Source organism: Streptomyces sp. NBC_00557, from assembly GCF_036345995.1.
Taxonomy (GTDB): Bacteria; Actinomycetota; Actinomycetes; order Streptomycetales; family Streptomycetaceae; genus Streptomyces.
In genome coordinates, this window is sequence record NZ_CP107796.1 from 1,613,343 (window position 1) to 1,632,331 (window position 18,989).

Annotated in this window: 16 protein-coding genes and 1 pseudogene; 10 read left to right on the forward strand and 7 right to left on the reverse strand. The window is 73.8% G+C overall.

Features of this window, described 5'->3' with window-relative positions; all coding sequences use genetic code 11:
- Window positions 1–2: 2 nt before the first annotated feature.
- From OG956_RS06390 to pssA, 3 genes are all read left to right on the forward strand, one after another.
- Entirely contained in the window at window positions 3–1,208 is a 1,206-nt protein-coding gene (locus tag OG956_RS06390; protein ID WP_330336965.1) for an acyl-CoA dehydrogenase family protein, read from the forward strand.
- Window positions 1,209–1,387: 179 nt separating this feature from the next.
- On the forward strand, window positions 1,388–2,044 hold the full coding sequence (locus tag OG956_RS06395) for a phosphatidylserine decarboxylase (protein ID WP_330336966.1): 657 nt from the start codon (window positions 1,388–1,390) through the stop codon (window positions 2,042–2,044).
- A 22-nt stretch (window positions 2,045–2,066) separates the two neighbouring features.
- On the forward strand, window positions 2,067–2,888 hold the full coding sequence (pssA, locus tag OG956_RS06400; RefSeq protein WP_330342756.1) for a CDP-diacylglycerol--serine O-phosphatidyltransferase: 822 nt from the start codon (window positions 2,067–2,069) through the stop codon (window positions 2,886–2,888).
- A gap of 181 nt (window positions 2,889–3,069) precedes the next feature.
- On the opposite strand, the gene OG956_RS06405 is transcribed toward pssA, so the two are convergent.
- Window positions 3,070–4,188: a glycerate kinase family protein gene (locus OG956_RS06405; protein ID WP_330342757.1), complete on the reverse strand. Its 1,119-nt coding sequence runs from the start codon at window positions 4,186–4,188 to the stop codon at window positions 3,070–3,072.
- A 183-nt stretch (window positions 4,189–4,371) separates the two neighbouring features.
- On the opposite strand from OG956_RS06405, the gene OG956_RS06410 reads away from it, so the two are divergent.
- From OG956_RS06410 to OG956_RS06430, 5 genes are all read left to right on the forward strand, one after another.
- Window positions 4,372–5,433 (forward strand): ADP-ribosylglycohydrolase family protein, encoded by a 1,062-nt coding sequence (locus tag OG956_RS06410; RefSeq protein WP_330336967.1) that lies wholly within the window; start codon window positions 4,372–4,374, stop codon window positions 5,431–5,433.
- A 35-nt stretch (window positions 5,434–5,468) separates the two neighbouring features.
- Window positions 5,469–5,963 (forward strand): NUDIX hydrolase, encoded by a 495-nt coding sequence (locus OG956_RS06415; protein WP_330336968.1) that lies wholly within the window; start codon window positions 5,469–5,471, stop codon window positions 5,961–5,963.
- A 201-nt stretch (window positions 5,964–6,164) separates the two neighbouring features.
- Complete coding sequence (locus tag OG956_RS06420; RefSeq protein WP_330336969.1) at window positions 6,165–6,911, forward strand: SIR2 family NAD-dependent protein deacylase; 747 nt, start codon at window positions 6,165–6,167, stop codon at window positions 6,909–6,911.
- 158 nt (window positions 6,912–7,069) lie between these two features.
- The gene (locus OG956_RS06425; protein WP_330336970.1) at window positions 7,070–7,555 is read left to right on the forward strand and encodes a hypothetical protein; all 486 of its coding nucleotides are present in this window, start codon (window positions 7,070–7,072) and stop codon (window positions 7,553–7,555) included.
- A 726-nt stretch (window positions 7,556–8,281) separates the two neighbouring features.
- Entirely contained in the window at window positions 8,282–8,782 is a 501-nt protein-coding gene (locus OG956_RS06430) for a WD40 repeat domain-containing protein (protein WP_330336971.1), read from the forward strand.
- Between the two features lie 80 nt (window positions 8,783–8,862).
- On the opposite strand, the pseudogene OG956_RS06435 reads toward OG956_RS06430, so the two are convergent.
- Window positions 8,863–9,342: pseudogene (locus OG956_RS06435) on the reverse strand (methylated-DNA--[protein]-cysteine S-methyltransferase); the annotation flags it as partial.
- Between the two features lie 50 nt (window positions 9,343–9,392).
- Complete coding sequence (locus tag OG956_RS06440) at window positions 9,393–10,871, reverse strand: AlkA N-terminal domain-containing protein (protein ID WP_330336972.1); 1,479 nt, start codon at window positions 10,869–10,871, stop codon at window positions 9,393–9,395.
- A gap of 684 nt (window positions 10,872–11,555) precedes the next feature.
- Between OG956_RS06440 and OG956_RS06445 the strand changes: the two genes are divergently transcribed.
- Together OG956_RS06445 and OG956_RS06450 are read left to right on the forward strand one after the other, a co-directional pair.
- Window positions 11,556–12,257, forward strand: coding sequence for a B3/B4 domain-containing protein (locus OG956_RS06445; RefSeq protein WP_330336973.1), 702 nt, complete (start codon window positions 11,556–11,558; stop codon window positions 12,255–12,257).
- Between the two features lie 111 nt (window positions 12,258–12,368).
- The gene (locus OG956_RS06450; RefSeq protein ID WP_330342758.1) at window positions 12,369–14,117 is read left to right on the forward strand and encodes an aminotransferase-like domain-containing protein; all 1,749 of its coding nucleotides are present in this window, start codon (window positions 12,369–12,371) and stop codon (window positions 14,115–14,117) included.
- Window positions 14,118–14,141: 24 nt separating this feature from the next.
- Here the strand turns inward: OG956_RS06450 and OG956_RS06455 are convergent, their stop codons facing one another.
- The 4 genes from OG956_RS06455 to OG956_RS06470 form a co-directional block, all read right to left on the reverse strand.
- Window positions 14,142–14,657, reverse strand: a complete 516-nt coding sequence (locus OG956_RS06455; protein WP_330336974.1) for an O-acetyl-ADP-ribose deacetylase — start codon at window positions 14,655–14,657, stop codon at window positions 14,142–14,144.
- Window positions 14,654–16,072, reverse strand: coding sequence for a phytoene desaturase family protein (locus tag OG956_RS06460; RefSeq protein ID WP_330336975.1), 1,419 nt, complete (start codon window positions 16,070–16,072; stop codon window positions 14,654–14,656). The genes OG956_RS06455 and OG956_RS06460 overlap by 4 nt, the downstream gene beginning before the upstream one ends.
- A 143-nt stretch (window positions 16,073–16,215) precedes the next feature.
- Window positions 16,216–17,064 (reverse strand): inositol monophosphatase family protein, encoded by an 849-nt coding sequence (locus tag OG956_RS06465; protein WP_330336976.1) that lies wholly within the window; start codon window positions 17,062–17,064, stop codon window positions 16,216–16,218.
- Window positions 17,065–17,155: 91 nt separating this feature from the next.
- Window positions 17,156–18,973 (reverse strand): gamma-glutamyltransferase family protein, encoded by a 1,818-nt coding sequence (locus OG956_RS06470; RefSeq protein WP_330342759.1) that lies wholly within the window; start codon window positions 18,971–18,973, stop codon window positions 17,156–17,158.
- Between the last annotated feature and the right edge of the window lie 16 nt (window positions 18,974–18,989).

Sequence of the window (18,989 nt, forward strand, 5' to 3'; positions counted from 1 at the left end):
CCATGGCCCGTCTCGCCCAGACCGCCGGTCTGACCGACGTCCAGCAGGAGATCCTCTCCACCGTCCGGGACTTTGTCGACAAAGAGATCATTCCTGTCGCGACCGAGCTGGAGCACCGCGACGAGTACCCGCAAGCGATCGTGGACGGCCTGAAGGAACTCGGCCTGTTCGGTCTGATGATCCCCGAGGAGTACGGCGGGCTGGGCGAGTCGCTGCTCACCTACGCGCTGTGCGTGGAGGAGATCGCCCGCGGCTGGATGTCGGTGTCCGGGATCATCAACACCCACTTCATCGTCGCGTACATGCTCAAGCAGCACGGCACGCAGGAGCAGAAGGACTACTTCCTGCCGAAGATGGCCGCCGGCGACATCCGGGGCGCCTTCTCCATGTCCGAGCCGGGCCTGGGCTCCGACGTGTCGGCGATCACCTCCAAGGCGGTCAGGGACGGTGACGAGTACGTCCTGAACGGCCAGAAGATGTGGCTGACGAACGGCGGCACCTCCTCCCTGGTGGCCGTTCTCGTCCGCAGTGACGAGGGTCACCCCGAGGGCACGGCCCCGCACAAGTCCATGACGACCTTCCTGGTCGAGAAGGAGCCGGGCTTCGGCGAGGTCCGCCCGGGCCTGACCATCCCCGGCAAGATCGAGAAAATGGGCTACAAGGGCGTCGACACCACCGAGCTGATCATGGACGGCCTGCGGGTACCGGCCGATCGGGTGCTCGGCGGCGTCACCGGCCGAGGTTTTTACCAAATGATGGACGGCGTCGAGGTCGGCCGGGTCAACGTGGCCGCGCGCGGCTGCGGCGTCGCCCAGCGCGCCTTCGAGCTCGGCGTCCAGTACGCCCAGCAGCGGCACACCTTCGGCAAGCCGATCGCCCAGCACCAGGCCATCCAGTTCAAGCTGGCGGAGATGGCGACCAAGGTCGAGGCCGCCCATGCGATGATGGTCAACGCGGCCCGCAAAAAGGACTCCGGCCAGCGAAACGACCTGGAAGCCGGCATGGCGAAGTACCTGGCCTCCGAGTACTGCAAGGAGGTCGTGGAGGACGCCTTCCGGATCCACGGCGGCTACGGCTTCTCCAAGGAGTACGAGATCGAGCGCCTGTACCGCGAGGCCCCGATGCTGCTCATCGGTGAGGGCACCGCCGAGATCCAGAAAATGATCATCGGGCGCAGACTGCTCGAAGAGTATCGATTCCAGGGCTGAATGTCCTAGTACGGGGTGTTTTCTTCGAGAAGAAGATCACACCCCGTATGCGTCGTTCCGCCGGTCTTCGGCCGCCGACTCGGCTTCCCAGCTTGCCCAGTTGCGCCCCGCGACCGGTACGATCCCGGAAAGCCGCCGTCCCCCGTCTTGTGCGGCATCATCCGCTACGAAGGTCATCCATGCCCCACAGCCAAACCTCTGCACCTCGCGACAGCCGAGCCGGCGTCCGTCTCGCGCGCGGAGCATCGCCGTGGCTTCTCCCGACCGTCGCCACCGCAGCCCTCAGCCTGGCCCGCGCCCGCCGCTCCGGCGCGGCCCGGGCCGTGGCCGTGCCCGCCACCGCGCTCGCGGCGGGCATGCTGTGGTTCTTCCGCGACCCCGAGCGCGAGATCGGCTCCGGCCGGGTGATCTCGCCCGCCGACGGCGTGGTGCAGAGCATCATGCCGTGGAAGGACGGCCGCACCCGCGTCGCGATCTTCATGAGCCCGCTGAACGTCCACGTCAACCGCGCGCCCCTCGCGGGCACGGTGACGTCCGTCGAGCACATCCCCGGCGGCTTCGTTCCGGCCTTCAACAAGGAGAGCGAGAACAACGAGCGCGTAGTCTGGCATTTCGACACCGAACTCGGCGACATCGAGATGATCCAGATCGCCGGCGCGGTGGCCCGCCGCATCGTCCCCTACATCCCGCGGGGCACGAAGGTCGAGCAGGGCGACCGAATCGGTCTGATCCGCTTCGGCTCGCGTGTCGACCTCTACCTGCCCGAGGGCGTGGAGGTCGCGGTCGAGGTCGGACAGAAGACCGTGGCTGGGGTGACTCGCATTGACCGTGATTGATCCGGAGACCCAGGCGGGCTGGGTGCCCGAGGCCGACGACGTGGACGACGAGGAGGAGATGCCCCTCTCGCTCCGCCTGTCGATAGCGGACACCCTCACCCTGGGCAACGCCACGTGCGGGTTCATGGCGGTGTACTTCACCACCACCGGCATCCTGATCCCGCACCTGACCGGGAACGACGAGTCCGCGGGCATGGCGCGGCACAGCGCCGCCACGGCCGTCATCCTGATGCTCTGCGCCGCCGTCTTCGACCTGTTCGACGGCCTGGTCGCGCGCAAGCTGCGCTCCTCGCCGATGGGCGCCGAGCTGGACAACCTGTCCGACCTGATCAGCTTCGGGCTGGCGCCCGCGTACTTCGTCCTCGTCTACGGCATGGTCGCGGACGACGCGCACCAGAGAGTGGCGGCGCTGGGCGCGATCGTGGTGCTGCTGGCGGTGGTGCTGAGACTCGCACGCTTCTCCTGCGTGACCATGAAGGACGGCATGTTCCAGGGCATGCCCTCGCCGTTCGGCGCGCTGACGGTGGTCTCCATCGTCCTGCTGGAGCTGCCCTTCGTGGCGACCCTGCTGGCGATCCTCGGTACGGCGTGGCTGATGGTGAGCCGGGTGGAGTACCCGAAGCCGAGGGGACGCCTCGCGGGTGCGATGCTCTCCTGGATCGTGCTGTCCATGGGTCTGCTGGCGGCGTGGGCCTTCGACGCCCCGAGCGGCCAGCTGCTCCTCCAGACGGGCTGCGCGCTGCAGCTGGTCATGGGCGCGGTGATCCCGCTGTTCGCCACGGCTCGCCGGGTGAACAACTTCCGCGACAACCGGCGGGAGGCGCGGGCGGCGCAGCTGCCCTGAGCCTCGCCGGCACCGACGGGTGTGGCCCGGGCCCTCGCGGCCCGGGCCACACCCGTTGTGCGTTCAAGATCTGCCCGGATTCCCCGTTGAGTTGTCAAGCGCTCTACCACGCCATTCAGGGCGACGACGGGCCGGCTGCCCGGCCCGTCGGGCGGCCCGGCCCGTCGGGCGTTGCGCCCGCTCAGACCAGCCGGTCCCGGGCGATCCGCTCCGCCACGTCCTCCAGGATCGGACCGGCTTCGGCGATGCACCGCGCCACGTCCGGCTCGACCGAGGTGAGCGGGTAGGCCTGCCGGATCCCGGCCCGGTCCAGCGCCTCCGCGGACAGGGCGAGCCGGCCGCAGACCGCGACGACCTCCTTGCCCGCGGCCCGCGCCGCGGCGGCGACCCCCGCCGGCGCCTTCCCGTGCAGCGTCTGCTCGTCCAGCGAGCCCTCACCGGTGATCACCAGCGAGGCCCGCTCCAGCGCGGGCGCGAAGCCCAGGACGTCCAGCATGACCTCGATACCGGGGCGGAAACGGGCCCCCAGCAGCAGCGCGCCGAAGCCGATGCCGCCCGCCGCGCCCGCGCCCGGCGACGCCGCGTACCGCGCCGCCGCCGGCCCGGCCTCGGCCTCCAGCACCTTGGCGAAGCGGGCCAGCGCCGCGTCGAGGGTGTCCACGTCGTCCGGCGAGGCGCCCTTCTGCGGGCCGTACACCGCCGGCGCGCCCTTCGGCCCGGTCAGCGGGTTGTCGACGTCGCTGGCGAGGACCAGTTCGACGGAGGACAGCCGCGGGTCCAGGCCGGACAGGTCGGCCCGGGCCAGGTCGGCCAGTCCGCCGCCGCCCGGCGGCACCGGCTCACCGTCCTCGTTCAGGAACCGGGCGCCCAGCGCCGACAGCATCCCCGCGCCGCCGTCGGTCGTGGCGCTGCCGCCGACGCCGAACACGATCGTCCGGGCGCCCGCGTCGAGCGCGGCCCGCAGCAGCTCGCCGGAGCCGTACGTGGAGGCCGTCAGCGGCCCGAAGACGCCCGCCGGAAGGCGCTGCAGGCCGCTGGCCTCGGCCATCTCCACCACGGCGGTGCCGCCGCGCAGCGCGAACGCGGCGGTCACCTCCTGGCCCAGCGGGCCTGCGACCCGTACCTCCCGCCGCTCGAAACCGGCCGCCACCGCGGCGTCCACGGTCCCGTCGCCGCCGTCGGCCACGGGCAGCGCCTCGACCCGGAGGTCCGGCACGACCCGGCGCAGCCCGGCCGTCACCCGCTCGGCGACCTGCACGGCCGTCAGCGAGCCCTTGAACTTGTCCGCGGCGATGAGCACCCGACGGGTCTCGTTCACTGCAGCGTCCGCCACCTTGCTTTCCCCTTGCTCTCCGGGCCCCGCGCACGTCAGGGCCAGTCGCGCCGCTGCGACCCTAACCGCAGGACGCCCTCGCCGTCATGCCCCGCCCGAAGGCTGGGAAGCGCCTGGGAGCCGCCTGGGAAAAACGGGTAGACCCCAGCCATGACCAGCACAGGACCGGACGTCGCCGACCGCGTCCACGGCGGCTGGCTCGGCCGGATCGCGGGCAACATGCTCGGCAAGCCGGTCGAGCAGGGCGAGGTGTGGACCCGCGAGCGCATCGACCGCTATCTGCGCGGAGCCGGGGCGCTGCCGCTCACCGACTATCTGCCCGAGCCCGCCGACCCGGCCGAGACCGCCGTGCTGCGCCCGGAGTGGCGCGGTTGCGTGCGCGGCCGGATCCACGGCAGCGTGCGCGACGACGATGTCGACTACGCGATCCTCGGCCTGCACCTGCTGGAGACGCACGGCTTCGGCTTCAGCACCGAGCAGGTCGGCGATCTGTGGCTGCTCAGGCTGCCGTACCTGCAGACCTTCACGGCGGAACGGGCGGCGTACCGCAACCTCGCGAACGGGCTGAAGCCGCCGCTGACGGCGACGTACGACAACCCGTACCAGGAGTGGATCGGCGCGCTGATCCGCGCCGACGTCCACGGCTGGACCCGTCCGGGCGACCCGGCCGGCGCCGCAGCCCTGGCCCGCAGGGACGCCGTGCTGTCCCACACCGGGAACGGCGTGTACGGGGCCATGTGGGCCGCGGCGCTGATCGCCGCGGCCTTCACCGCGCCCACGGTGCGCCACGCGCTCGACGCGGCCCTCGGCGTGATCCCGGCGAGCAGCAGGCTCGCCCGCACCGTACGGCGGGTGATCGGCCTGCACGAGACCCGGCTGCCCTGGGAGGAGACCCTGGCCACGCTGGCCGCGGAGACCGCGGGGCTCGGCTGGATCCACACCGTCCCGAACGCCGCCGTGCTGACCGCCGGGCTGCTGTACGGCGACGGCGACTTCACCCGGACCATCGCGCTGACCGTGCGCGGCGGCCTGGACACCGACTCCAACGGGGCGACCGCGGGCTCGGTGGCCGGGGTCCTCACCGGTGCGGACGCGATCCCGGCCCGGTGGAAGGACCCGCTCGAGGACACGGTCAGGAGCGCGGTGTTCGGCTTCGACGGCGTGCGGATCAGTGCGCTGGCCGAACGCACCCTGCGCCTGGCGACGACCTGAACGTGGCCGCGCCGCCGCTGGTTACCCTTCCCTCCATGACCACCACTCCTGACTTCGCCACGTACATCGCGAGCCTGCCCCGGGTCCTCGCCGGCGCCGCCGTGCTCTTCCGGGACGCCGAGGGGCGCGTGCTGCTGGTCGAGCCCAACTACCGTGAGGGCTGGGCACTGCCGGGCGGCACGATCGAGTCGGACGACGGGGAGACCCCGCGTCAGGGCGCGCGCCGGGAGACGCTGGAGGAGATCGGCCTCGACCGGGAACCGGGCCGGCTGCTGGCCGTGGACTGGGTGCACGGGGCGGGCCGCCCGCCGCTGGTGGCGTATCTGTACGACGGCGGCGTCCTCGACGAGGCCGACCTGAAGGCGATCCGGCTGCAGGAGGAGGAACTCCTCTCCTGGCGCCTGGTCCCCCGCGAGGACCTCCCGGCCCACCTCCCGGGCGCCCTCGGCCGCCGCGTCCTGACGGCTCTCGACGTGCTCGCGGACGGCTCCGGCACGGCGGAACTGGAGAACGGCCACCGGGTGCCGTGAGCCCGGCGTCCCGGAGCAGGCCCGCTCGGACGCGGTGCGGAAATCCGCGGACGGGAACTCGCGGATGCGGTGGAACAGACGTAGGCCTCGCGACCGGCCCCAGCCCCTGCCCCTGCCCCTGCCCCTGCCCCTGCCCCTGCCCCTGCCCCTGCGGGCGATATCCGCTCGCCCCGCGCAGAGCGGCGTCCTACCCTCGGCCCCATGGACAGGCCTCTCGTAGCCATTCTCAGCGGCGCCGGCATCTCGACCGACTCCGGAATCCCCGACTACCGCGGTCCGAACGGACTGTGGCGGCGGGATCCGGAGGCGGAGAAGCTCGTCACGTACGAGTACTACATGGCCGACCCGGAGATCCGGCGGCGGTCCTGGCGGATGCGGCGCGAGAACCACACGCTGAAGGCCGAGCCGAACGCCGCGCACCGGGCGGTCGCCGAGCTGGAGAGGTCCGGCGTCCCGGTGCGGGTGATCACCCAGAACGTGGACGGGCTGCACCAGTTGGCCGGCCTGCCCGCGCGGAAGGTCCTCGAACTGCACGGCAGCGCGCGCAGTGTCGTGTGCACCCGGTGCCACGCGCGCGGGACCATGGAGGACGCCCTCGCCCGCGTCGAGGCCGGTGAGGACGATCCGCCGTGCCGGACGTGCGGGGGCGTCCTCAAGTCCGCCACCGTGATGTTCGGCGAACGGCTGGACCCGATGGTCCTCGGCCAGGCCATGGCCGTCTCCAAGGCCTGCACCGTCTTCATCGCCGTCGGCAGCAGCCTCCAGGTCCACCCCGCCGCGGGCCTGGCGGGCGTCGCCGCCGACCACGGCGCCCGCCTGATCATCGTCAACGCCGAGCCCACTCCGTACGACGACCGGGCCGACCAGATCATCCGCGAGCCCATCGGCACCGCCCTGCCCGCACTGCTGCGCACCCTGAGCGAGGGTGCCCGCGTCCGGGAGGCGTGACGGCGGGCCAGCCCGCAACTCGGCTGCGGGCGGCCGCCGTTCACAGACGGGAGTACGGGGCCGGGCACGTCGGTACGGGTTGACGAAAGGCCTACTCGGGGAGCATGCCTGCGAGTATCGTCCGGTCATCGGGCAGCCGTCGGAGGGAACGGTGGGGGATGCTTGCTGAGACGTTGACGGCCCTGGCGGCGGCCGGGGGTGCTGCCGTGGTGCAGGCGGCGGGTACGGATGCGTGGTCCGGGTTCCGGCAGGGGATGGCGCGGCTGATCGGGCAGGGCGACCCCGAGCGGGAACGGGACGCGGCGCGGCAACTGGAGCGGACCGCGGCCCTTCTCGCGGCCGAGCAAGGCGACGACCAGGCCCGGATGCTGCGGCAGGTGGAGCAGAACGGCGTCTGGCGGGGGCGGTTGGAGTCCCTGCTGGAAACGCTGGACGACGCCCGGCGCCGGCAGGCGGCGGCCGATCTCCGGGCGCTCCTGCAGACGCACGCCGAGCCCGCGGGCGGAGCGTCCGCACCGGGCGGGGTGGCCGCGAACAGGGACGTCACCATCCGCGCCGAGGCGCCCAACGGGGTGGCCACCGGCCTGAACTACGGAGGCTTCGTCTTCTCGGTCCCTCAACTGCCGGATCCGCACCAGGGCTGAGCGGACCGGCACGGACAAGCCCACCCTCCACCGCGGTCGACGGCGCCGACACGGCCGGTGCCGGTGGCATCGTCGATGGCTTGCGCACCTTCACCATCAACAACACGCACATCCACGCGACTCTGCCCGGGAACTCCCCGGACAAGGAGAGGGAGAAGGGCGAGCCGGGTTCCTCCGGGGACCGGCAGCGCGCGGAGGGCGCGCTGGCCCGGAGCGTGCTCAGGAAGATCTGGGCGGAAGGCAGTTCCTTTCCGCTCGTGTCGTCCCGTCGCGATGCCGCACCGATCGTGTCGCTGGGGTTCCTCCACGACGACAGCCGTCTCGCGAGCTGCAGCGCATCAGGGACGGTACGGCTCTGGGAGTGCGCCGGCCTGCGCCAGTCGGGCGGTTCCATCGACGCTGCCGGGCGGGCGATGGCGCTGTCGCCGACGGAGAGGATCCTCGCCGTCGGCAGCACCCGCGGTTCCGGGGAGTGGAGCGTGGCGTTCTGGGACGTCGAGGCCTGGCAGCCGATCAGGGCGGTCCCGGTGCCCGGATCCGTGCAGGCGCTGGCGTACGCGCCGGACGGGCGCACGGTGGCGGTGCGGTCGGCGGGGGACGCGCGGGTGCACCTGGTGAGCCCTCTGACGGGAAAGCGCCTCAGAGCCCTCGGGCCCGAGCACGACGACGGCCCCCCCTTCTTCGGGAGGGCGTCCGCTGGTGGCCTTCTCGCCGGACGGGAGACTGGTGGCCACGACGAACCGGAGTGGCACCGGCGTCGTCTTCCTCGACTTCGTCACCGGGAAAGCGGTGGGACCGCCCCTGGTGGGCACCGTCCAGCACAGCAACGCCGTGGCGTCCTTCCTCTTCGGGGAGCGCCCGTTGAAATTCGAGGCACTGGCGTTCTCCCCCGACGGCCGGATCGCCGCCACCTGCGGCGGGGACAGAACCGTACGGCTGTGGGACCTCGAGCGGCGCGAACAGATCGCCGACCCTCTGACCGGTCACCGCAGGTCGGTCAATGCCGTGGCGTTCTCACCGGACGGGCGTCTCCTGGCCAGTGGCGGCAACGACAAGAAGGTGCTCCTCTGGGACGTCGCCCAGCACAAGCAGGCGGGTCCCGCGCTGACCGGTCATACCAAGCCGGTCGTCTCGGTGGCGTTCTCGTCCGACGACCGCGTGCTCGCCACGGGGAGCGCCGACAGGACCATCCGGGTCTGGATCGCTCCCCCGGCGTCCCGCCGGTGAAAGGGCGGGACGCGGCGGCTGCCGTGCCCGGGTGGGCGTGGCTGGACGCCCGGGTGAGCGTGGCTAGAACAGCGCCGCCTCCGTTCGAAGTCCAGCAGGCGGCGTTTGCGGTCCAGGCCGCCGCCGTAGCCCGTGAGGTCGCCGTTCGCGCCGACGACGCGGTGGCAGGGGACGATGATGCCGATCGGGTTGCGGCCGTTGGCGAGGCCGACCGCGCGGGACGCCTTGGGGTTGCCCAGGGCCTCGGCGAGTTCGCCGTAGCTGCGGGTCTCGCCGTAGGGGATGCGGGTCAGCTGGTCCCAGACCCGGCGCTGGAACGGCGTGCCGTGCAGGCGCAGTTCCAGGGTGAACTGCGTCAGCTCCCCCGCGAAGTAGGCCGACAGCTGCTCCTCGGCCTCGGCGAAGGGCGTGTCGTCGCGGCTGCCGAAGGTCTCCTCGGGCGGCCGGTGGCGCTGGTCGGTCATGTACAGGCCGCAGAGGGCGCCGTCGTCGTCCGCGACGAGCGTCAGCGGGCCGTAGGGGCTGTCGACGACGGTGTGCCGCTTCTTCGAGGCATCCATGATCTCATCCGTGATCGCGTCCGTGATCGCATCCATGTTCGGGAACGTCCTTACACCGGAAGGAAGTTGATGGGGTGGCCGTCGGTCGCCCAGAGGTACTGCACGGCGTACGCCCGCCAGGGCCGCCACGCCTCGGCACGGGCGGTGAGCGCGGCCGGGGTGGCGGGCAGGCCCAGCTCCGCCGCCGCACGCCGGATGCCGAGGTCGGTGGGGAGGAAGGCGTCGGGGTCGCCGAGGGCCCGCATCGCTATGACGTCGGCGGTCCAGGGACCGAAGCCGGGCAGGGAGAGCAGCCGGGCCCGGGCCTCGGCCCAGTCGGACTCGACGCCCAACTGCAGGGTGCCCTCGGCCAGTTCGCGGACGAGCGTGGTGAAGGTGGTGCGCCGGGTGCGGGGCATCGCCAGGGTCTCCGGATCGACGGCGGCGAGGGCCTCCGGGGACGGGAAGAGGTGGGTGAGGCCGCCCTCGGGGTCGTCGAGGGGCTTGCCGTGCGCCGTGACCAGGCGGGCGGCGTGGGTGCGGGCGGCGGCCGTGGACACCTGCTGCCCGAGGACGGCGCGGACGGCGAACTCGGCCTCGTCGACCGTGCGCGGCACCCGGCGTCCGGGCGCCTTGTCCACCAGCGGCGCGAGCAGCGGGTCGGTGCGCAGATGGTCGTCCACCGCGACCGGATCGGCGTCCAGGTCGAGCATGCGGCGGCACCGGCTGATGGCCACGGGCAGGTCGCGCAGATCGCTGAGGGTGAGGCGGCAGGCGATGTGGTCGGGGCGGGGGGTGAGGGAGGCGGTCCCGTGGCCGTACGGCAGGCGCAGCGTGCGCCGGTAGGCGCCGTCCCGCCATTCCTCGACACCGGGTACGGCCGTGGCGGCGAGGTGCCCGAAGAGGTTGGACGGATTGAGCGGGGCGCGGAAGGGCAGCCTCAGGCCGATCCCGGCCGGAGTGCCGACGCCGGACCGGGGCGCGCGGGCGCGCAGTTCGCTCGGGGTCAGGGCGAAGACCTCGCGGACGGTGTCGTTGAAGGCGCGGACGGAGGCGAAACCGGCCGCGAAGGCGATCTCCGCCATGGGCAGGGCGGTGGTCTCGATGAGCAGCCTCGCGGTCTGGGCGCGCTGGGCGCGGGCGAGGGCCAGGGGGCCGGCACCGAGTTCGGCGAGCAGCTGCCGCTCGACCTGGCGGGCGCTGTAACCGAGCCGGGAGGCGAGTCCGGGCACGCCCTCGCGGTCCACGACCCCGTCGGCGATGAGCCGCATGGCGCGGGCGACCAGGTCGGCGCGGTGGTTCCACTCCGGGGAGCCAGGGCTGGTGTCCGGGCGGCAGCGCTTGCAGGCACGGAACCCGGCCTGCTGGCAGGCGGCCGCGCTCGGGTAGAACGTCATGTTCTCGGGCTTGGGCGGGACGACGGGACAGCTGGGGCGGCAGTAGATCCGGGTGGTCAGGACGGCCGTGAAGAACCATCCGTCGAACCGGGCGTCCTTGGACTGCACGGCCCGTACGCAGTGCTCCCGGTCGAGGTGCGTCGCTGTCTGCATGGGTCCAGCATCGGCCGGGCGGCCCCTCCTGTGCTGGCGGAAATCCGACATCAGCGTCCGCCGGCCTGCCGGACTTGCGTTCCACCAACGGCCTTGGCCACCCCGCGCCGCTCGGGGCCGTAGCGCTGGGCGGGCGCGTGCAGGAAGCATGGTCCACACAAACAGGGATGATCATCGCAAAGAGGTGGAAAAACTCGCGTCTAAGCACGATCAACAGCCCATGGTCCTCCGCGTCCCGGACACGACCGGAGCCCAAGCTGGATGAGCGGGGGACGGCTCGCCGCCCCACGGCAGCGCCGTCCGCCGCACCGGCCGGGCCCAACAGCAGGCCCTGCCGGGGCGCCCGGGGCACGACACAATCGTGCGCTCCGCGCACGGCGTGAACCGCACCGGCTCGTGCTCGGACAAGGCGTGGACCGACCCGAGCACGAGCCGCACGCTGTCCGCGCGTGCCGCTCGCACCTTTTGGATTCGGGTGCCGCTCCCCGGCCATGACCCGCGTACCGCCCGCACCTTCCGGACCCGGGTGCCGCCCGTCCGCCATGGACCCACGTGCCGCTCCCCGGTCGCGGGCCGCGTGTCGTCGGCCGGTTATGGACCGGTCGCACGCACCGGGTTTGGCACTGGTGACCGGACCACGAGCCCGGCAGGGTGGAGCTCCCGAACTCGAGGAGGTCCCCGACCATGCGATTCCGGCACGCGGACACCATCTGGGCCGCGTTCCCCGAACTGGCCTGCGGCGCGCTGTACGCCACCGGCGTCGACGCCCGTGTGGACACCGGCCCGCGCGCCGCGCCGTACACCGCCCGCGCCCTGGCCCGGCTGGCCGGCGCCACCGAGGGCGAGTTCCCCGAAGTGCTGGCTTGGCGGCGGACGTTCAGCCGGCTGGGGGTGAAGCCGACGCAGTACCGGTGCGCCTCGGAGTCGCTGCTGCGGCGGCTGCGGAAGGAAGGCGCGCTGCCCCGCATCCACCCGCTGGTCGACCTGTGCAACGCGTTGTCGGTGGCGTACGCGGTCCCGGTGGCGGTCCTCGACGTCGACCGGATCACCGGGCCGCTGCTGGAGGTGCGGCCCGCCGCGGGCGACGAGACGTACACGGCGTTCGGCGGAGGCGTCGAGCATCCCGCACCCGGCGAGGTCACGTTCGCCGACTCCGCGGGACGCGCGCACGCCCGGCGCTGGACCCACCGGCAGAGCGGCCACTCGGCGGTCGGGGAGCACACCGGCCGGGTGCTGGTGGTGGCGGAGGCCATGCACGACGGCGGCGCGGAGACCGTGCCCGAGCTGCTGAAGGCGGTCGAGGAGGAGGTGGCGGCGCACTGGGGGTCCGTCACGGAACAGGCCGTCCTCACCCGGGCGGCTCCGGACTTCGTCTTCGGCGGCTGATCACCCGCGGATGACACCATGAGAACGGTGGACGAGGAGCGAGGGGCACCCGGCGCGGGGCGTGAACTGCCGGGCCGCGGCTCGGACTTCCTGCAACTGGCGGCCGGTGACGTGCCGGCCGGCGGGAAGGCCGAGTGGCTGGCGGGGCGGCTGCGGCAGGCCATAGCGGACGGCCGCCTCGCGGTGGGCAGCCGGCTGCCGCCCACCCGGGTGCTGGCCGCGGAGCTGCGGGTCTCACGCGGGGTGATCACCGAGGCCTACCGCCGGCTCGCCGAGGACGGTCACCTGGAGGGCCGCCGCCGCGGGGGCACGGTGGTGGTGGCGGCACCGTTCGCTTCGGGGGGCGGGGGTGTCCGCGGGGACGTACCGAAGGGCACGACCGTGCCTCGTGCCGACGGCACTGCGAGCGGCGGGGCGCCGGGGAAACCTCGGCACGGCACGCAGGGCGGCCCCCTCGACCACCTCTCCCGAAGCGGCAGTCCCGGCACGCCCGGGCTGCCGGGCGCGCACGCGACGGGCACCGCACCGCCGCGAGCACCGCGCACCCGCACGCCCGGAAACACGCCACCCGGCACCTCGGCCGCCCGCGGGCCCGGAAGCGTACCGCCGGGCTCGTCGGACGCGCCGTCGTACGGCGGGTCGGCCACCTCCCCGCCCGCTCGCCCGTCCCGGTACCTCCCCCCAGGCGCCCCCGTCTCCCCCGTCTCCCCGGCCTCCCCCGCTTCGCCCTTCTCCCGCACCCCCGGTCCCGATGTCTTCGACATGCTGCGGGAGGCGCCGGCCGGTGTGGATCTCACGCCCGGGCGGCCGGATCTGGCCGCGTTCCCGCGGACCGCCTGGCTGCGGGCCGAGCGTGCCGTGCTCGCGGAACTGTCCGCGGAGCACTTCGGCTACGGCGACCCGCGGGGTGCTCCCGCGCTGCGGCGGGCCGTCGCCGGGTGGCTGGCGCGGATGCGGGGCGTGCGGGTGGAGCCGGACGAGGTGCTGATCGTCGCCGGCACCGCCCAGGCGCTCACGCTGCTGCGCCAGGTGCTGCGGGCGGACGGCGTCGACGCGGTGGCGGTGGAGGACCCGGGCTCGCTCGGCGGCCGGCAGCATCTGCGCAACGGCGGCCTGGACACCCCGCCGGTACCGGTCGACGAGGACGGGGTGCGGGTGGACGCGCTGCGGGCGACCGGCGCCCGTGTTGTGCTGCTCACGCCGGCCCACCAGTTCCCGACCGGGGTGGTCACCAGCGGCGAGCGGCGGCGGGAGCTGCTGGGATGGGCCGCGGACGGCGGGCTGATCCTGGAGGACGACTACGACGCCGAGCACCGGTACGACCGGCCGCCGGTCCCCGCGCTGCGGGCGCTGCTGGCCGACCGGGTGTGCTACATGGGCAGCGTGTCGAAGCTGCTCGCGCCGGCGCTGCGGATCGGCTGGCTGGTGGCCCCGGCCCGGTATCGCGAGGAGCTGGTCGACGCCAAGCGGTTCGACGACCTGGGCAACGCGGTGCTGCCGCAACTGGTGCTCGCCCGGCTGATGGAGTCCGGCGGCCTGGAGCGGCAGTTGCGGCTGTTGCGGCGCCGGCACCGCGACCGCCGGGACGCCATGATCGCGGCCCTCGCCGAGCATCTGCCCGGCGGCACCGTGCACGGCGCCGCCGCGGGCCTGCATCTGACGGTGACGTACCCGGCCGACGTGCCCGACACGGAGGTCGCCGCGGCCGCGCTGGCCCACGGCGTGAAGTGCCAACCGCTGTCCTGGCACCGGCAGTTGCCCGGCCCTCCCGGACTCGTCCTCGGCTACGCGGCCACCGCGCCGGGAGCCGTCGCCGAGGGCGTGGCCCTGCTCGGCCGGGTCCTGCGCGAACTGGCCTGACCATCCGGGGAAGACCGACTGCGTCTACTGCCGGCCGACTTGGCGGGCGAACGCGTCGTACGCCCGCTGGTCGAAGAGGACGAAGCGCACCTCTTCGACCGACGTGTCCGTGCCGCGCACCGTCTCCACGGCGATCCGGGCCGCGTCGTCCATCGGCCAGCGGTACACGCCGGTGGAGACGGCCGGGAACGCGACCGTGCGGGCGCCGAGTTCGTCGGCGACCTTCAGGGACTCGCGGTAGCAGGAGGCGAGCAGGCCGGAGCGGTCCTCGCTCCCGCTGAAGACCGGGCCCACGGTGTGGATGACCCAGCGGGCGTCGAGATCGCCCGCCGTCGTGGCCACCGCCTGTCCGGTGGGCAGGCCCTTGCCGTACCGGGAGGCGCGCAGGGCGCGGCACTCCTCGAGGATGGCGGGGCCGCCGCGCCGGTGGATCGCGCCGTCGACGCCACCGCCGCCGAGGAGGGAGGAGTTGGCCGCGTTGACGATCGCGTCGGCGCTCTCCCGCGTGATGTCTCCCTGGACGAGGGTGATGGTGGTCATGTCTGCCTCAGTCTTCGCCAGACGGCCTTGGCCGCGTTGTGCCCCGACATGCCGTGCACGCCGGGGCCCGGCGGGGTGGCCGAGGAGCAGATGAAGACGGCCGGATGCGGGGTGTGGTACGGGAACAGGGACAGTCTGGGACGCAGCAGCAGCTGGAGTCCGGACGCCGCGCCGCAGGCGATGTCCCCGCCGACGTAGTTGGCGTTGCGGGCGGCCACTTCGGCGGGGCCGGCGACGGCGCGGGCGAGGACGCGGTCGCGGAAGCCGGGGGCGAAGCGCTCCAGCTGGCGTTCCATGGCGTCGGTGAGGTCGCCGGACCAGCCGTTCGGGACGTGGCCGTACGCCCAGAAGACCTGCTTGCCCTCGGGGGCGCGGGTGGGGTCGACGATGCCGGGCTGCACGGTGATCAGGAACGGCCGGTCGGGGGCGCGGCCCTCGCGGGAGGCGGCGCGCAGGGCGGTGGCGATCTCGGCCTTGCTCGCGCCGATCTGCACGGTCGTGGCGACGCGGGCCTCGGGCGCGGTCCAGGGCACCGGGCCGTCCAGCGCGTAGTCGATCTTGAAGACGCTGGGGCCGTAGCGGTAGTGCGCGTAGGTGTCGCCGAACCCGGCGATGCGGGCGAGCGCGGTGGGCGAGGTGTCGAAGACGTACGCCCGCGCGGGCGGCAGGTCGTCCAGGCGCTTGACCTCGTAGTCGGTGTGCACGGCGCCGCCGAGGTCCTTCAGGTACGCGGCGAGGGCGTCGGAGATCGCCTGGGAGCCACCGCGGGGCACCGGCCAGCCGCGGGCGTGCGCGGACAGGGCGAAGACCAGGCCGACGGCGCCGGTGGCCAGGCCGCCGAGCGGCGCGATGACATGGGCGACCAGACCGGCGAACAGGGCCTTGGCGCGTTCGTCCCGGAAGCGGCGCAGCAGCCAGGTGGACGGCGGCAGCCCGGCCAGGCCGAACCGGGCGAGGGTGACGGGGTCGCGCGGGAGCGCGGTCAGCGGCAGGGACATGAAGTCCCGCACGAGGGTGTCCCAGTGGGCGAGGAACGGCTCGACCAGCCTGCGGTACGCGCCCGCGTCGCGCGGGCCGAAGGAGGCGGCCGTCTGCGCCACCGAGCGGGCGAGCACGGCCGCGGTGCCGTCGGGGAAGGGGTGCGCCATCGGGAGCTCGGAGTGCAGCCACTGCAGGCCGTAGCGCTCGAGGGGGAGGGCGCGGAACGCCGGTGAGTTGACGCCGAGGGGGTGGGCGGCCGAGCACGGGTCGTGCCGGAAGCCGGGCAGGGTCAGCTCCTCGGTGCGGGCGCCGCCGCCGACGGTGGGCTTCGCCTCGAACACCGCGACGGAGAAGCCGCGGCGGGCCAGCTCCACGGCAGCGGTCAGTCCGTTCGGCCCCGCACCCACCACGACCGCATCGAGCATCGACGGCACCTTCGGACCCCTTCGTCAGCCGATGGCCACTCGGGCCCAGGATATGCCGGAGGACTGACACTCCCCCGGGCCGGGTCGCCGGGAACCGGTGGCCAGGGAGGAACCGGCGGTCGGGGGGCGGTGGAGCAGGCCGGACCCGGCCGTCAGGCCGCCGCGCGCAGCAGGCCGGCCACGCGGCGGGCCGTCGCGCTGTTCCGGGCCGCGGTGAACGGAAGGGTGTTGCCGCCGGTCACGCGGAACGGCTCGCCGGTGCGGGTGAGGTGCGCGCCGCCCGCCTCCTCGACGAGGAGCAGGCCGGCCGCGTGGTCCCAGGCCGCCTCCCAGGAGAACGCGACGGCGTCCAGCTCGCCCCGGGCGACGGCCAGATACTCCAGGCCCGCCGAGCCGCAGGGCCGCGGGGCGAGGCCGTCGGTCCACAGGGCGCTCAGCGCGCGCTTCTCCTCGTCGGTGGTGTAGTCCGGGTGGGAGGTGGCGACGACGAGGTCCCGGCCGGGCTCGGGCGAGCCCGCGGACAGCCGCTCGCCGTCGAGGAAGGCGCCCCGTCCGCGGATCGCGGTGGCGAACTGGCCGCGCGCCGCCGCATACGTCCAGGAGGCGAGGACGACACCCCGGTGGGCGAGCGCGACCAGGGTGCAGAACCCGTCGTCGCCGTGCACGAACTGCCGGGTCCCGTCGACCGGGTCCACGATCCACACGGGCGCCTCGCCCCCCAGCGCCGCGTACGTCGCCGGGTCGGCGTGCACCGCCTCCTCGCCGACCACGACCGAGCCGGGCAGCAGGGTGCCGAGGTCCTCGGTGAGCCGCAGCTCGGCGAGCCGGTCGGCGTCCGTCACCAGGTCGTGCGGGCCGTTCTTCTGGTCCACCTCGTGCGCGGCCAGGCGGCGGAAGCGGGGCAGGATCTCGGCCGCGGCGGCCCTCCGGACCGCGTCCTCCACATGGGCCGAGCAGCGGGTGAGAAACTCGTCGATGGTTTCCGTGGTTGCTTCGATCATGTCCCCCATGAGAGCACGCCCCGCTGACAATCCCCGCCCGCCCGGTGCACACCGGGTGGAATCGGCATGAAGAACAGGTGCCGAAGATCGGTCAGCGGCCCACCGCGTAGCCCTGCATGCCGCGCGGGTTCGCCGCGGCCGACAGCACGCCGGTCTCCGGATCCCGCGCCACCGCGCACAGCCGCCCCTCGGACCAGGCGGGGCCGACGGTGACGTCGTGCCCGCGCCGCCGCAGCTCCTCGGCCACCCCGGTGTCCATGCGGGACTCGACGGTGACGCTGCCGGGGCGCCGGCCGCGCGGGTGGAAGGAGCTGGGGAAGCTGTCGTTGTGCCAGTTCGGGGCGTCGATCGCGCCCTGGAGGTCCAGGCCGCCGCGGACCGGGGCGCGCAGGGCGGCGGCGAGGAAGAAGTGCAGCTGCCACTGGTCCTGCTGGTCGCCGCCGGGCGTGCCGAACGCCAGGACCGGCACGCCGCCGCGCAGCGCGAGGGACGGGGTCAGGGTCGTACGGGGGCGGCGGCCGGGGGTGAGGGTGTTCGGCAGGCCCTCCTCCAGCCAGGTCATCTGCAGCCGGGTGCCCAGCGGGAAGCCCAGCTCGGGCACGACCGGGTTGGACTGCAGCCAGCCGCCGCTGGGCGTGGCCGCGACCATGTTGCCCCAGCGGTCGGCGACGTCCAGGTGGCAGGTGTCGCCGCGGGTCGTGCCGTCGGCGGCGACGTGCGGCTCGCCGGGGAGCTGGGCGACCGTCGGTTCGCCCGCTCCCATGGGGTCGAAGCCTCGGTCGTCGCCGCTCTCCACGCGCGCGTACGCCTGCGCGGGCAGCCGCGGGGTGCGTCCGCCGGGGCTGCCGGGCCGCAGCTCCCAGGAGGCCTTGGCGCCGATCAGAGCCCGCCGGCCGGCGTTGTAGTCGTCCGAGAGCAGATCGGCGAGGGGCACCTCGGCGGCGTCGCCGTACCAGGCCTCGCGGTCGGCCATGGCGAGCTTGCAGCCCTCGACGAGCAGGTGGACGTACGCGGCGGAGCCGTGGGCGGGCAGTTCGGGCGGAAGCAGGGCGAGCTGCTGGAGGAGGGCGGGGCCCTGGCTCCAGGGGCCGGCCTTGCACACGGTCCAGCCGTTCCAGTCGTACGTCACCGGTGTCTCGTAGCCCGCCGACCAGCCGGCGAGGTCGGCCTCGGTGAGCGTGCCGGTGTGCCGTTCGCCGCTGGTGTCCCTCGTGGGCCGCCGCGACTGCCGTACCAGGGCCTCGGCGATGAATCCGCGGCGCCACACCTCGCGCGCGGCGTCGATCCGCGCCTCGCGGTCGCCGGCGCCGGCGGTCTCGGCCAGCAGCCGCTTCCAGGTGGCGGCGAGCGCGGGGTTGCGGAAGAGCCGGCCGGGCCGGGGCGCCCGGCCGCCGGGCAGATAGACCTCCGCCGACGAGGTCCACTCGGTCTCGAACAGCCGCCGTACGGCCTCCACGGTGGCCCCGAGCCTCTCCACGGGCGCGTGCCCGTGCTCGGCGTATCCGACGGCGTACTTCAGGACGTCGTCCAGGGACTTGGTGCCGTGGTCGCGCAGGAGCAGCAGCCAGGCGTCGAAGGCGCCGGGCACGGCGGCCGCGAGCGGTCCGGTGCCGGGTACGAGGTCCAGTCCGAGGGCGCGGTAGTGGGCGGCCGTGGCGCCGGCCGGGGCCACGCCCTGGCCGCAGAGCACGCGTACCGCGCCGTCCGCCGGGGCGAGCAGGATCGGCACCTCGCCGGCCGGCCCGTTCAGGTGGGGCTCCACCACGTGCAGCACGAAGGCGCCGGCCACGGCGGCGTCGAAGGCGTTGCCGCCGTCCTCCAGGACCGCCATCGCCGACTGGGAGGCCAGCCAGTGGGTGGAGGACACCATGCCGAACGTGCCCTGAAGGGTGGGGCGGGTCGTGAACACAGGAACGCTCACCTCG

Excerpts from the sequence above, each read along its gene's own strand:
- OG956_RS06390 (WP_330336965.1), top strand. The coding sequence starts at position 3 with ATGGCCCGTCTCGCCCAGACCGCCGGTCTGACCGACGTCCAGCAGGAG.
- OG956_RS06395 (WP_330336966.1), top strand. The coding sequence starts at position 1,388 with ATGCCCCACAGCCAAACCTCTGCACCTCGCGACAGCCGAGCCGGCGTC.
- OG956_RS06410 (WP_330336967.1), top strand. The coding sequence starts at position 4,372 with ATGACCAGCACAGGACCGGACGTCGCCGACCGCGTCCACGGCGGCTGG.
- OG956_RS06415 (WP_330336968.1), top strand. The coding sequence starts at position 5,469 with ATGACCACCACTCCTGACTTCGCCACGTACATCGCGAGCCTGCCCCGG.
- OG956_RS06420 (WP_330336969.1), top strand. The coding sequence starts at position 6,165 with ATGGACAGGCCTCTCGTAGCCATTCTCAGCGGCGCCGGCATCTCGACC.
- OG956_RS06425 (WP_330336970.1), top strand. The coding sequence starts at position 7,070 with ATGCTTGCTGAGACGTTGACGGCCCTGGCGGCGGCCGGGGGTGCTGCC.
- OG956_RS06440 (WP_330336972.1), bottom strand. The coding sequence starts at position 10,871 with ATGCAGACAGCGACGCACCTCGACCGGGAGCACTGCGTACGGGCCGTG.
- OG956_RS06445 (WP_330336973.1), top strand. The coding sequence starts at position 11,556 with ATGCGATTCCGGCACGCGGACACCATCTGGGCCGCGTTCCCCGAACTG.
- OG956_RS06455 (WP_330336974.1), bottom strand. The coding sequence starts at position 14,657 with ATGACCACCATCACCCTCGTCCAGGGAGACATCACGCGGGAGAGCGCC.
- OG956_RS06465 (WP_330336976.1), bottom strand. The coding sequence starts at position 17,064 with ATGATCGAAGCAACCACGGAAACCATCGACGAGTTTCTCACCCGCTGC.